Annotated in this window: 13 protein-coding genes; 7 read left to right on the top strand and 6 right to left on the bottom strand. The window is 38.5% G+C overall.

What is annotated here, in order from left to right:
* The gene (locus SB028_RS04720; protein ID WP_069367074.1) at positions 1 to 1,341 is read right to left on the bottom strand and encodes a Na(+)-translocating NADH-quinone reductase subunit A; all 1,341 of its coding nucleotides are present in this window, start codon (positions 1,339 to 1,341) and stop codon (positions 1 to 3) included.
* Between the two features lie 415 nt (positions 1,342 to 1,756).
* Here SB028_RS04720 and SB028_RS04715 point away from each other — a divergent pair, with 415 nt between their 5' ends.
* Positions 1,757 to 2,524 (top strand): L,D-transpeptidase family protein, encoded by a 768-nt coding sequence (locus SB028_RS04715; RefSeq protein ID WP_069367073.1) that lies wholly within the window; start codon positions 1,757 to 1,759, stop codon positions 2,522 to 2,524.
* On the opposite strand, the gene SB028_RS04710 is transcribed toward SB028_RS04715, so the two are convergent.
* Complete coding sequence (locus SB028_RS04710; RefSeq protein ID WP_069367072.1) at positions 2,495 to 3,262, bottom strand: class II glutamine amidotransferase; 768 nt, start codon at positions 3,260 to 3,262, stop codon at positions 2,495 to 2,497. The two genes, SB028_RS04715 and SB028_RS04710, sit on opposite strands and share 30 nt — an antisense overlap.
* A gap of 53 nt (positions 3,263 to 3,315) precedes the next feature.
* Entirely contained in the window at positions 3,316 to 3,894 is a 579-nt protein-coding gene (gene lpcA / locus SB028_RS04705; protein ID WP_069367071.1) for a D-sedoheptulose 7-phosphate isomerase, read from the bottom strand.
* Between the two features lie 238 nt (positions 3,895 to 4,132).
* On the opposite strand from lpcA, the gene fadE reads away from it, so the two are divergent.
* Complete coding sequence (gene fadE / locus SB028_RS04700; protein ID WP_069367070.1) at positions 4,133 to 6,580, top strand: acyl-CoA dehydrogenase FadE; 2,448 nt, start codon at positions 4,133 to 4,135, stop codon at positions 6,578 to 6,580.
* 113 nt (positions 6,581 to 6,693) lie between these two features.
* Here the strand turns inward: fadE and lysA are convergent, their stop codons facing one another.
* Positions 6,694 to 7,935 (bottom strand): diaminopimelate decarboxylase, encoded by a 1,242-nt coding sequence (gene lysA, locus SB028_RS04695; RefSeq protein ID WP_069367069.1) that lies wholly within the window; start codon positions 7,933 to 7,935, stop codon positions 6,694 to 6,696.
* A gap of 112 nt (positions 7,936 to 8,047) precedes the next feature.
* Between lysA and SB028_RS04690 the strand changes: the two genes are divergently transcribed.
* Positions 8,048 to 8,974, top strand: a complete 927-nt coding sequence (locus tag SB028_RS04690) for a LysR family transcriptional regulator (RefSeq protein WP_069367068.1) — start codon at positions 8,048 to 8,050, stop codon at positions 8,972 to 8,974.
* Here SB028_RS04690 and SB028_RS04685 read toward each other — a convergent pair.
* Positions 8,951 to 9,871, bottom strand: a complete 921-nt coding sequence (locus tag SB028_RS04685; protein WP_069367067.1) for a LysR family transcriptional regulator — start codon at positions 9,869 to 9,871, stop codon at positions 8,951 to 8,953. The genes SB028_RS04690 and SB028_RS04685 overlap by 24 nt on opposite strands.
* A gap of 105 nt (positions 9,872 to 9,976) precedes the next feature.
* Here SB028_RS04685 and SB028_RS04680 point away from each other — a divergent pair, with 105 nt between their 5' ends.
* The gene (locus SB028_RS04680; RefSeq protein WP_069367066.1) at positions 9,977 to 10,849 is read left to right on the top strand and encodes an MBL fold metallo-hydrolase; all 873 of its coding nucleotides are present in this window, start codon (positions 9,977 to 9,979) and stop codon (positions 10,847 to 10,849) included.
* Positions 10,837 to 11,505, top strand: a complete 669-nt coding sequence (locus SB028_RS04675) for a DsbA family protein (RefSeq protein WP_069367065.1) — start codon at positions 10,837 to 10,839, stop codon at positions 11,503 to 11,505. Before SB028_RS04680 ends, SB028_RS04675 begins: the two co-directional genes overlap by 13 nt.
* Before the next feature lie 105 nt (positions 11,506 to 11,610).
* Here SB028_RS04675 and SB028_RS04670 read toward each other — a convergent pair whose 3' ends face one another.
* The gene (locus SB028_RS04670) at positions 11,611 to 12,261 is read right to left on the bottom strand and encodes a prepilin peptidase (protein ID WP_069367064.1); all 651 of its coding nucleotides are present in this window, start codon (positions 12,259 to 12,261) and stop codon (positions 11,611 to 11,613) included.
* Positions 12,262 to 12,511: 250 nt separating this feature from the next.
* Here SB028_RS04670 and rsmE point away from each other — a divergent pair, with 250 nt between their 5' ends.
* Both rsmE and gshB read left to right on the top strand, forming a co-directional pair.
* Positions 12,512 to 13,243 (top strand): 16S rRNA (uracil(1498)-N(3))-methyltransferase, encoded by a 732-nt coding sequence (rsmE, locus tag SB028_RS04665; RefSeq protein WP_069367063.1) that lies wholly within the window; start codon positions 12,512 to 12,514, stop codon positions 13,241 to 13,243.
* 10 nt (positions 13,244 to 13,253) lie between these two features.
* The gene (gene gshB, locus SB028_RS04660; protein ID WP_069367062.1) at positions 13,254 to 14,210 is read left to right on the top strand and encodes a glutathione synthase; all 957 of its coding nucleotides are present in this window, start codon (positions 13,254 to 13,256) and stop codon (positions 14,208 to 14,210) included.
* Positions 14,211 to 14,222: the final 12 nt, after the last annotated feature.

The raw sequence follows: 14,222 nt of genomic DNA, 5'->3' as shown, positions 1-14,222 counted from the left end.
TTACCCTTCCTGCTCAATTTTGGTCAATACTTGGCGCAGTGCTGGGCCATACTCATATTTGCTTGGGCAAACATAAGTACATAATCCCAAATCTTCTTCATCCAATTCCAAACAACCTAATGCTTGAGAACTATCCGTATCACCGACAACTAAATCACGTAATAAATGCGTTGCCATAATGTCTAACGGCATCACACGTTCATAGTTACCAATAGGTACCATTGAACGTTCACCGCCATTCATTGTGGTTGTAAAGGCAAAGCGTTTATTTTTTAAGAAGTGACCGATAGTTGTACGAGTGATAGAAAATTTATCGCTACCCGGCATACCCCAACCAAATAACTCTTTATCACGACCTTCACGTAATACAGAAACTTGGTTATGGAAACGACCTAAATAGTGATGCACCTCATCAGATTTCCATCCCCATAATACAGAGCCAGAAATAATGCGGTTTTCACCATCCACTAATTGATCTTTAGTTAACTCATAGAGATCAGCCCCTAAACGAGTACGCACTAAACGAGGTGCTTTTACTTGAGGGCCAGCTAATGCAACAACACGTTCGGTATATAAAGAACCTGTTGTAAACAAATAACCAATAGCAATGACATCTTGGTAATTTAAATGCCAAACCGTTTTCTTAGCACTTACGGGTTCTAAGAAATGGATATGCGTACCGACTAACCCAGCTGGATGTGGGCCTGAAAATTGGTTATAGCTAATTTGTCCATCATTTAATTTTGTCGGTGATTTTTCACCATGACAAACATAAACTTTACCTTCGGTTAAACGAGTTAAAACAACAAGGCCATCATTAAATGCCTTCTCATTTTGCTCAATAATAACCATAGGATCCGCTGCAAGTGGGTTTGTATCCATTGCAGAGACAAAAATAGCGACAGGTGTTGTGCCTAAATGCGGGGTACGGCTATAAGGACGAGTCCTTAATGCAGTCCACATCCCCGAATTAACAAGGTTAGTTTCAACTTGCTCGCGGGTCAGGCCTGAAAGCATTGAGCTATCATAACGGTTAAAAGTGATTTCTTCGTCGCCATCAATGTCGATAACGATAGATTGGAACACACGGCGTTCACCGCGGTTAATTGCAACGACTTTACCACAAGCTGGGCTGGTGAAAACAACACCGGCATTCTTTTTATCTTCAAAAAGAATTTGCCCTTTTTTTACATGCTCACCTTCCGAAACCATCATAGAAGGACGCATACCGACATATTCTTCACCTAGCAATGCTACGTGTCGAATCGCGGGTCCGTCTTCTATCACTTGGGCAGGCGCTCCTGCAATTGGGAGGTCGAGTCCTTTTTTAATTTTAATCATAAGATTTGCACAAGTTTATCAGTTAAACCCTAAGCTACAAATTCACCCCGAAAATGTAGCGACTCTGTAATAAAAACATCTTAAGGTGTTTTTAAACCCTAAGTTATTTATCTCCGATAATTGTTACTATTTTCTCTTATTCTGCCGAACTGAATTTTATCATCTCAGCCTAAACCTGTCTGACTATTCGAGTGATTTAGCTCAAGCAAATGGGAATATTATTTTGACTGAAACGTTAACAACTCGTATAAACCGAATTAAAATATCATCTTTTTCGACGGGCGCTTAAATTTCATACAGAATATTTTGTAAAAGAAAAGAAACCATATCAGATTTTAATTTACAAATTTATTGCTTCATAGCAATCTACGATCTACTTTATCAACAAATTTTAAGCTATTTTTCTGATAAAACCATGACCAGTCACGCAAAACAACTAATCAGTTTTTTAACATTAATGTTAATTCCTTTATTAGTTAACGCCGAAAACAGTTCAAATTTTCTAATGAAACCTGTTAAAAAAAGTACAGGACAACCTATCTATATTCAAATTTTCAAAGAAGAAAACTTACTTGAACTTTATACGGAAAAATTAGATGGGCAATTAGAAAAAGTACGTACTTATCCTATTTGTAGCTATTCTGGCGGTCTTGGACCTAAAAAGTTTCAAGGTGATCTAAAAAGCCCTGAAGGTTTTTATCAAGTCAATTTCTCACAATTAAATCCAAACAGTCGATTTTACCGAGCTATCAACCTAGGATTTCCTAATCAATATGATAAATCAAAAGGATATACTGGCGATTTTTTAATGATCCACGGAGCCTGTAAATCTGTGGGTTGCTATGCAATGACAGACGCTGTGATGGATGAAATTTATCAGTATGCTGAATTGGCGCTACAAAATGGTCAATCTACGATTAATATTCATATTTTTCCATTTAAAATGACCGCTGAAAATATGAAAAAACATCAATATTCAAAAGATATGGATTTCTGGCAGCAGCTTATGCCAGCCTACGAATATGTTGAAGAACGTAAACAGATCCCCTCTGTTACTGTTCAAGATGGGCGTTATTTCGTTAATAACACGTTGACTTCAACGAATAATATAAACCCAACCCTTAACTTATCACAAAATAGTGAAAACAAGTGGTTACAGAATACGCACTCCACGATCAAATAAGACAAACTCACCAGCGGGAATACGCTGCCAAGATTCATTTCCAGTCAACGGTAATGTTGAGATAACTGAAACCACATCATCTGATTGAGTGTGTTGCTGGAAATCGATTTCTACATCTTGATCAAGTAATTTAGCTTTGCCAAAAGGCGCTTTACGCGTGATCCAATGTAAATTAGTTGAACAATATGCCATTACAAATCGACCATCTGACAACAGCATATTAAAAACCCCTTTTTGCTTTAATTGAGAAGCTAAAGTAGCGATAAAACGAAATACAGCAGGCCAATTCACAGGGGTTCGTTTATAACGATTTTCGAGCTGATTTAAGATCCAGCAAAAAGCTTTTTCACTATCCGTCTGCCCTATCGCTCTAAAACGCCCAGTTTCAAGAGATTGATAACCTTTTAGTTGACCATTATGTGCATACGTCCAGTTTTTTCCCCATAATTCACGAGTAAAAGGATGGGTATTTTCTAGAGAGACATTTCCCCGATTCGCTTGACGAATATGAGCGATTACCGCCTCGGATTTAATTGGATATTCTTGAACAAAGCGAGCGACTGGCGAAATTGCGCTAGCTTGAGGATCTTTAAATGTGCGACATCCTAATCCTTCGTAGAAAGTAATTCCCCAACCATCTTTATGAGGTCCTGTCTTACCACCTCTTGGAATTAATCCACTTAGACTGAAATTAATATCTGTCGGTACATTTGCACTCATGCCTAACAACTCACACATCGCTCACTCCTTATTGCCGATGTTTATGGCTAATTTATTGCTATATCAACAAATTATTTTTCCATTTCTTTTTCAATTAATTGGATCAGAATATGAATAACTTTGATATGGATTTCTTGAATACGATCAGCGTAACCGAAATGAGGTACACGTATTTCAATATCTGCTGTACCGTCCATTTTCCCGCCATCTTTACCTGTTAACGTAATGACTTTCATGCCTTTCTCACGCGCAGCGCTAATTGCTTTGATGATATTGCCTGAATTGCCTGAGGTTGAAATCCCCAGCAGAACGTCACCTTCTTTACCCACAGCTTCAACATAACGGGAGAAGATATATTCATAGCCAAAATCATTACTTACACATGAGATATGGCTTACATCTGAAATAGCAATGGCTGGATAACCAGGGCGATTTTCACGATAACGTCCTGTTAACTCTTCGGCAAAATGCATTGCATCGCAATGAGAACCCCCATTACCGCAAGATAATACTTTGCCACCCGCTTTAAAAGAATCGGCTAATAACACCGCTGCTTTTTGGATAGCTTCAATATTTGCATCATCTTGAAGAAAACGGGAAAGAGTCTCTGCTGCTTCAGTTAATTCACCACGGATAAGATCTTGGTACATAGGATTTTTACTCCAGAAAGGGTAATCGAAATTTTCTGTTTCTCAGTGTAACGGATTAAATGTCATGAAAGAAGATACCTGTTATCGACAAATGCTAACTTCTCTCATTTACGAATAATTTGTGAGCTATATTGTAATTAGAATGTAAATATATTGATAAAAGTTAGTGACTGGATTAGATCTAAATAACAAACAACAGGTCTGACCTCCGATCTCTTGCTAAATACAGGAGTTTATTATGACACTACTCAGTATCGTACTTTTTATTGTTCTTATTGGCGTACTTAGTTATCGCAAATTCGGTATCGCGATAAGCAGCCTAACACTTATTGCTTATACATTAATCATGGGTGTCGCCAACATTTGGAGTTACTGGTTACTCCTTCCCGTTGCATTGGTTTTATTACCCTTTACTATTCCTTCTATTCGTAGAGCCTATATCTCAGTACCTGCACTTAAAGCATTTCAAAAAGTCATGCCTTCGATGTCTAAAACAGAACAAGAAGCTATTGATGCTGGTACAACATGGTGGGAAGGCGAACTTTTCCGTGGCGCTCCCGACTGGAAACAACTTCATAATTACCCTAAACCACAGCTAACCGCTGAAGAGCAAGCTTTCCTTGATGGACCTGTCGAAGAAGTTTGTCGCATGACAAATGACTTTGAAATTACTCATGAATTAGCTGACTTACCTCCTGAAATCTGGCAATACCTTAAAGATCATCGCTTCTTTGCCATGATCATTAAAAAAGAGTACGGCGGATTAGAGTTTTCAGCCTACGCCCAATCACGCGTATTGCAAAAACTGGCAGGGGTGTCAGGTATTTTAGCCATCACCGTTGGTGTACCTAACTCTTTAGGCCCCGGTGAGCTATTGCAACACTATGGTACTGATGAACAGAAAAAACGCTATTTACCCGGTTTAGCCAAAGGGGATGAAATTCCTTGTTTCGCCTTAACAAGCCCTGAAGCAGGCTCCGATGCAGGTGCTATTCCTGACAGTGGCGTTGTCTGTATGGGAGAATGGCAAGGTGAACAAATTCTTGGCATTCGTTTAACCTGGAATAAACGCTATATCACGCTTGCCCCTATCGCGACCGTATTAGGATTAGCATTTAAATTACGCGATCCTGACCATCTATTGAGTAATGATGAAAATCCAGGCATCACCTGTGCGTTAATTCCAACCAATGTTAAAGGTGTTGAAATCGGCCATCGCCATTTCCCATTAAACGTGCCATTTATGAATGGGCCAACTCGTGGTAAAGATGTTTTTGTTCCCATCGATTACATCATTGGTGGACCAAAAATGGCCGGTCAAGGTTGGAGAATGCTGGTGGAATGTCTCTCTGTTGGTCGTGGCATCACATTACCATCAAATTCTACTGGTGGATTAAAAAGTGCCGCTATGGCAACTGGGGCTTATTCTCGTGTCCGTCGCCAGTTCAAAATTCCTATCGGTAAAATGGAAGGTATTGAAGAGCCATTAGCTCGCCTTGCTGGAAATGCTTATCTCTTAGATGCAGCATCCACATTAATTACCACAGGTATTATGTTAGGTGAAAAACCTGCCGTATTATCCGCCATAGTCAAATATCATTGTACTCATAGAGCACAACGAGGAATTATCGACGCAATGGATATTGTGGGAGGGAAAGGGATCTGCCTTGGGCCATCAAACTTTGTCGCGCGCTCTTATCAAGGTTCTCCAATCGCCATTACTGTTGAAGGTGCCAATATTTTAACTCGTAGCATGATCATTTATGGTCAAGGTGCTATCCGTTGCCATCCTTATGTATTAGATGAAATTGCCGCTGCACGAGAAAATAACCTACATGATTTTGACCGCGCTCTATTTGGTCATATCGGTCATGTAGCAAGTAATACCTTACGTAGTTTGTGGTTAGGTATCACGAATGGTCGATTAAGTAACGCCCCGACTAATGATGAAACCCGTCGTTATTATCAACAAATTAACCGTTTGAGTGCCAATATGGCGCTGTTATCTGATGTTTCGATGGGCGTTTTAGGTGGAAGTTTAAAACGTCGTGAGCGTATTTCAGCGCGTTTAGGTGACATATTAAGTCATATCTTCCTCGCTTCTGCCACGCTTAAGCGTTACGAAGATGAAGGTCGCCATACTGCAGATTTGCCTCTCGTACATTGGAGCCTAAAAGAGTGTTTATACCAAGCGGAGAATGCAATTGATGAACTGCTACGCAATTTTCCAAGCCGAGTTATTGCAGGCACGATGCGTGCAATTATTTTCCCACTCGGTAAAGCTCAAAAATTGCCATCAGATAAATTAGACAGCAAAGTAGCGCAACTTATCCAACAACCTTCTGAAACCCGTGATCGTATTGGCAGAGGTCAATACTTAACACCAAGTGAGCATAATCCACATGGTTTAATGGAAGAAGCATTACTGGATATCTTAGCTGCTGAGCCTATCTTCGACCGTATTTGTCGCCTTTATGAGAAGAAATTCAGCTTTACTCAGCTAGATAAACTAGCAGAAAAAGCACTGGCTGATAAACGAGTCACCCAAGAAGAGGCTGATATCTTACGTAAAGCAGAACAAAGCCGCTTACGGAGTATTAATGTCGATGAATTTGACTTTGATGCATTGGCGGTGCCTGTAAAAAAGCCGCAAACTGACAAAGTCAAAACAGACAAGGCCGCTTAACACTAGATATAAAGGGAAAAATATCCCTTGATAAACACAAGCACCTCATCACTAAAGTTGTCATGAGGTGCTTTTTATTTCTCAATGAAAGCATGTTTAATAAAAAGAATGAATTAGAGATCTAACTCCAACGCTAATAACTCTTCTATTGTTTGACGACGACGAATTAATTGGTGAACATTCTCTGTTATCAGCACTTCAGGAATAAGTGGTCGACTATTATAATTTGATGACATTGAAGCACCATAAGCCCCAGTATCATGAATAACTAAGTAATCACCTACCTGTGCTTGAGGCAATAAACGAGGAACAACCATGCCTCCCTCTTGCTGAGTGAAAACATCGCCAGATTCACACAACGGTCCTGCCACAATCGTCTCTTGTAATTTTGTCATTGGTTTTATTTGACCATGGCTATCTAAAACTGAAATTTGATGATAACTGCCATACATTGCAGGACGCATTAAATCACTAAACCCTGCATCCACCAGCACATAATGACGACTTCCCATCGATTTAACCGCTCTCACTTGTGAAATCAATACACCAGATTCAGCGACTAAGAAACGTCCCGGCTCGATTTCTAACTCAATAGAATGCCCTAAATGTTGGGCAATACGTTGGCGAGCCTTATTCCATAAAGAAAAATAGTGATCCAAGTCGACTGTCGCATCACCCTCTTGATAAGGTGTTGATAATCCGCCTCCTGCCGAAATGGCTTGGATATCAATTTGAGAGCTTAGTACTTGCTCTACCATCGCATCACAGACACTAGAAAGATGTTGATAATCAACACCGGAACCAATATGCATATGAAAACCAACTAACGTTAGGTTGTACTGTTGGATCACGGCTAATGCTTCAGGTACATCTTCATACCAAATACCGTGCTTACTGTTCTCACCACCTGTATTCGTTTTTTGGCTATGTCCATGACCAAATCCAGGATTAATTCTTATCCAAACTGCATGGCCTTGATTGCGCTCACCTAATTGACGAAGCATATCAATAGAGCCTGCATTAACAGGAATATCTAATTCAACAACGCGTTCAAGAGTGCCTTCATCAAGTAAATCAGCGGTAAAAACAATCTCACTTTTTTCTCTACCACCTTGGTAACCCGCAACTAAAGCACGTTCAATTTCGCCTAATGAAACAGAATCAACTTTAACACCCTGTGCTTTCATTAAACGTAAGATGTGAATATTCGAGCACGCTTTTTGAGCAAAGCGAACCACATCAAAAGATTTAAGCTGGGCAATACGCTGAGAGATTGTATCTCCGTGATAAATCCATAACGGTGTTCCATATGTTTGTGCTAATTGATATTGAGCCATAGTTATTGATGTTGTCATGTTATCTACTCATAAAAATCTCAGGTGAATAAAATCATTATTTATTAACTTATAAGGGAATAAAAATATCAAATAAGCTACACTCTATTCATCTGTGATATAGGAATAGACAATGAAAGCTCCTTTTAATTGGCGGCATATTGAAATTTATCATGCAGTGATGACCACTCAAAATCTTACTGAAGCCGCAGAGTTATTGAAGACATCACAACCTACAGTCAGTAGAGAGTTATCTCGTCTTGAGCATCTATTAGCATTTAAATTATTTGATAGAATAAAAGGCCGTTTACAACCCACGGCTGAAGGATTGCGCTTTTTTGAGGAAGTACAGCGTTCTTATTATGGCTTAGATAGAATAATAAACGCAGCTGAAAATATTCGCCATTTTAACCAAGCAGAATTGAATATCACCTGCTTACCCGCATTTGCTCAATCATTATTACCTTCAATTTGTCGACAATTTCTAGATACGCACCCTGATGTCAACTTGACCATTGTTCCTCAAGAATCCCCTTTATTAGAAGAGTGGTTATCCGCTCAGCATTATGATTTAGGATTGACCGAACATACACAAACACCAGCAGGAACCCAACAAGAAACCGTGCTTACACTTAATGAAGTTGCCGTGTTACCTAAGTCTCATCCATTGTGTCAAAAAACATTGTTACAACCTGCTGATTTTCAAGATCAGCGTTTTATTAGTTTGTCTGCTAATGATAGATACCGACAATTGATTGATACCGTTTTTATTAAAGATAGAATTACACGACAGCTAGTGATGGAAACACAAAGTGCTGCCTCTATTTGCGCTATGGTAAGTGAGAATATCGGCATTTCAATTGTTAATCCTATCACTGCACTTGATTACTTAGATAAGTCTATTTGTCTTCGCCCTTTACGTTTTTCTATTCCCTTTACCATCAGCTTAATTACCCCATCACATCGCCCTTCATCAACACTTGTTTCCTATTTTATTGATGTGATGAAAGCGACATTATCAGATTATCCTAAGCGACTAACCCAAGCTTTTACCCGATAAAGCAAGCCAATAAGGTGATGATGCAAACCACTCAACTAAGAAATCCAACAATACTCTAACCGCCGCAGGCATATTTTGCCGACTTGCTAAAACCGCATAAATTCCCATTGGTTGAGCTTGATAATCAGACAAGACTTGTTCTAACTCCCCATTATCAAGATAAGGTTTGGCTGAATAATAAGGTTGTAGCGATATACCAGCGCCTTTTAACGTGGCTTGCAATAAAACAACCGATTCATTTGCACTTAAATTACCGCCAACGGGGACTGAATAACGTTCATCATCTAAATTAAATTCCCACAAACTACGCCCAAAAAATCGGTAAGTTAAACATTGATGCTGAGCAAGTTCATCAGGCGTTTGAGGTATCCCTTTTTTTGCTAAGTAATCTTTATGCGCACACACCACAGAAAGACATGTCGCGAGCGAACGTGCAATTAAGTTAGGCTCAAGGTGATTCGTAATACGTAATGCAATATCGATACGTTCTTCCACCAAATTCACGGTTTGATTGGTAATTTGTAAATCAACCGCAATTAAAGGATAACGTTGCATAAACTCACATATCGCCACTGACAAAATACTATTTGCTAATGATTGTGAACTGGTAATTCGAACAAGCCCACTAATTTGATGACGTTCTTTGGGGGTATTAGCAGGGATGCGTTCAGCCATTTCTAATAACTGTAAGCTCTGTTCATATACCATTTCGCCGACAGAAGTTAGGCTTTGTTTACGTGTCGTTCTATGCAATAAACGCACCCCTGCCCACTCTTCCATTTCATTTAAATAACGTGTCACCATGGCTCTAGACATACCTAGATAATCAGCAGCTTTTATCATGCTCCCTTGCTTCACGATGGTTACAAACACTTCTGATGCTTTTATTTTATCCATTCAATTTGCTCGATTTACGCAACAATCAATTGCCTAAAATAGGGTTTTTCTCTTGTTTTATGCAACATATTATAGTCAGCAACACCATTATGGAGAAAACAAAAGATGAAAAAATTACTGCCTTTAACACTTGCAACTACGGCATTCTTCGCGACATCAACGCTAGCAACTGATTTAACATTAGATATATATAACCCAGGAGAAGCGAGTATTTTTCCTGTCTCTTCTGAAATTATTTATGGTGACAAAGATGCCGTTTTAATTGATGCTCAATTTCAAAAAAATGATGCTCAAGCGTTGGTAGATAAAATAAAAGCCTCTGGAAAAAACCTAACTTATATCTATATCAGCCATTCTGATCCTGATTTTTATTTCGGGTTAGATGTCATTACTGATGCCTTTCCAAATGCCAAAGTGATTGCAACAGCCCCCACAATTAAAGCCATTAATGAAACTCAAGCAGGAAAACTTGCCTACTGGGGACCTGTACTTAAAGAAAATGCCCCTCAGAAAATCATCCTTCCTGAGGTACTAAAAGGTGATAGTTTTTCTCTAGAAGGTGAAACGATTTCCGTCAAAGGCTTAGACGGGCAATCTCCAGATAGAACATACCTTTATGTTCCAAAACTTAATGCAGTAATGGGCGGTGTTTTAGTTTATGAAAATATTCATGTTTGGTTAGCAGATACACAAACCGTGGCACAGCGCCAACATTGGGTTAGTGCATTACAGCAAATAAAATCACTTTCTCCAAAAACCGTTATTCCTGGTCACTATTTACCAAAAGCAACCTATGATTTACAAGCTGTTGACTTTACAATGAATTACCTGATTGAAGCTGAGAAAAATCTTGAAAAAACGAAAAACTCAGATGAATTTATTGCAGCGATGGAAAAAAATCATCAGAATTTAGCCGATAAATCAAGCCTAGAACTTAGTGCAAAAGTACTAAAAGGAGAAATGCAGTGGCCTCAGTAACAAGCAATACAGGAAATACCCAAGGCACAAAAATATTGCACTATGTTTATGATCCTCTTTGTGGTTGGTGCTATGGTATTGCACCTTTGATTGAAGCTGTAAGCAATATATTTCCAAATTCCATTAAGTTACATGGTGGTGGATTGTTTACTCCCGCAAGAGCCGTAACAGGAGGACAATCATGGAAAGAGCATGTCACACCAATTGATGAGCGTATTAGTCAATTATCAGGCCAAGTTTTTAGTCACGCATATCGTGACACTCTTGGTAACACTGAAATGGTATTAAACTCACAGCTACCTATTTCAGCCATTCTTGTTGCTGAAATAATGGGAAAGCGAGATGTTTATTTATTAAAAGCACTACAAGAAGCTTATTACCTTGATGGCTTAAATATCAGTGATAAAGACACACTGCTGTTTATTGTAAAAAAACTTGGTTTTGATATTGAACAATTTACATCCTTACTGTCTGAAATTAGCGCAACACAAATTCAGAAACATTTAAGCCAAACACAGCAATTAATGGCTCAAGTGAATGGCCGCGGTTTTCCGACTTTATTTATTGAAGATAACCAAGATTATCGCCTGATATCAATTGAAAAATACTTAGGTGATACAACACGTTGGCAGCAATTTATAAAAGAAAATCTATAATCTTCTTTTCAGTGTGTTGATTAATTTCCGCACACTGCCTTCTTTATTTCAATTCTTATTATTTTATGTTCTGTTATAAAAACCTAACCCAAAAATCAAAATAAATTAATTAAAAGGGGTATAAGGCAAAAAATAGAAACCCAATACCATGAATGTTGAAAATGACAGACAAGAGCCAAATGCCACTTTTTTTATACGATCGTTTATCGTGATTAATACTGAAAAATACACAATTAATCCTAAGAAAGAGCCTAGCAAAAGAATATAGGGCAATTGCTCAAACCCACACCATGCACCAATAGCACCAAATAATTTCACATCACCAAAACCTAAAACACATTTTTGGCAGATAAAATATCCCCATAAATAAATAACATAAAAAAGCCCTGAACCACCTAAAAAACCATAAAAAGCATACTCAAAAGGTACTAATCCATATGCAGTGTAATTACATAACAACCCTAAAAATATGAGCCAATAAGTCAATGTATTAGGCAGAAGAAAATAGTCCGCATCAAAAAAAGAGAGTATTAACAAATAAAAGCTTAATATAGAAAGTATTAACAATAAAGAAACTGAATCAATTGAAAAAATCCAATATAAACAAATAATAATATAGCTTATAGCAAGTTGTTGACGACGGGATTTGGGTAACAAAAACAATAGTGAAAAAGGCAGACAGAACTTAATAAAAACAAGAAAGTCATTCAAAAAAGAAAGTAAAGGCATTTTGATAAAACAACGGCTAAATGGCATAAATATCTACTCCTTAGATACCTCGTTATCCTTGTTAAACGACTGTATAAGAAGAACCATTTAATACCGAGAATATTCTTTATAATAACGATGAAAACATGGAATTTTGCGACAAAACACGCAATAACATCCGCGCTATAATAACGACAAAAGCAAAGTGATAACTTGCATGCCATAATGTCATGCGTATGATGCATATCACATCTTTTATTTATCACGGTTAACGATCTTTACGTAAGGGTTTCACGTTATGCGTATTCCTCGCATTTATCATCCAGAACCACTCACAGCAGGTACTCAAACAGCATTAGATGAAGAAGCATCTAATCATGTTGGGCGTGTATTAAGAATGTCTACGGGCCAAAAACTGGCACTGTTTGATGGGTCAAATCAAGTATTTGATGCTGAAATCATCGAAAGCACAAAAAAGTCAGTCATTGTGCAAATTAATGAAGGCATTGTTGATGATAAAGAATCCCCTCTCGACCTCCATTTAGGGCAAGTGCTTTCACGAGGCGAGAAAATGGAATTTACTATTCAAAAATCAGTTGAATTAGGTGTTAATACGATCACTCCACTGATCTCAGAACGCTGTGGTGTTAAACTTGACCCTAGCCGTTTAGAGAAAAAACATCAGCAATGGCAAAAAATTATTATCTCAGCATGTGAGCAATGCGGCAGAAATAGTATTCCACAATTAATGCCAGTAATGGCATTAGAAAAATGGTGTGCTCAAGATGATGGTAGTTTAAAACTCAATTTACATCCTAGAGCGAACCAAAGTATTAATACCTTACCCTTACCAGTTAAAAAAGTGCGTTTATTGATTGGCCCTGAGGGTGGACTTTCCCCTGAAGAAATCGCCATGACAGCAGAGCACCATTTTACTGATATTTTATTAGGTCCTCGTGTATTAAGAACTGAAACAACAGCACTCACCGCAATCACCGCTTTGCAGGTTCGGTTCGGCGATCTGGGATAAAGGAGAAGTAATGATTAAATTAGGTATTGTGATGGATCCAATTTCATCCATCAAAATCAAAAAAGACACCAGCTTTGCTATGCTATTAGAAGCGCAACGTCGTGGCTGGGAAATTCATTATATGGAGATGAACGATCTTTATCTACACCAAGGTGAAGCACGCGCTCACACTCGTTTACTCAGCGTAGAAGAAAATCCAGAAAAATGGTTTGAATTTGGCAAAGAGCAAGATATTGCTTTAGGTGAACTCGATACCATTTTAATGCGTAAAGATCCGCCTTTTGATACCGAATTTATCTACGCAACCTATATTTTAGAACGCGCTGAAGATATGGGAACACTGATAGTGAATAAACCACAAAGCTTACGTGATTGTAATGAAAAACTCTTTACTGCTTGGTTTCCCACATTAACACCTGACACATTAGTCACTCGTGAAGCTAAGCACCTACGTGCTTTCCATGAAAAACACGGTGATGTTATTTTCAAACCACTAGATGGTATGGGGGGAGCTTCAATCTTCCGCCTGAAAAAAGATGATCCAAACGTAGGTGTTATTATTGAAACATTAACAGAACATGGACATCGTTTCTGTATGGCACAAAATTTCCTACCTGAAATTGTTAACGGCGACAAACGTATTCTTGTTGTTGATGGTGAACCCGTACCTTATTGCTTAGCTCGAATTCCTGCAAAAGGTGAAACCCGAGGCAATTTAGCGGCTGGTGGTCGTGGAGAAGCACGTCCATTAACAGAAAGTGATTGGGCAATAGCGCGTCAAGTTGCACCTATTCTTAAACAAAAAGGGCTTATTTTTGTTGGATTAGATGTTATTGGTGATCGTTTGACTGAGATTAACGTAACAAGCCCAACATGTGCACGTGAAATTGAAGCCGCTTATCCTGATGTTTCTATTACAGGTATGTTAATGGATGCTATTGAAGTACGCTTAAACAAGAAAAACTAACTTTTAGGCACT

It is taken from the genome of Proteus vulgaris (assembly GCF_033708015.1).
Taxonomy (GTDB): Bacteria; Pseudomonadota; Gammaproteobacteria; order Enterobacterales; family Enterobacteriaceae; genus Proteus.
This window is presented reverse-complemented; position numbering and strand designations above follow the sequence as displayed.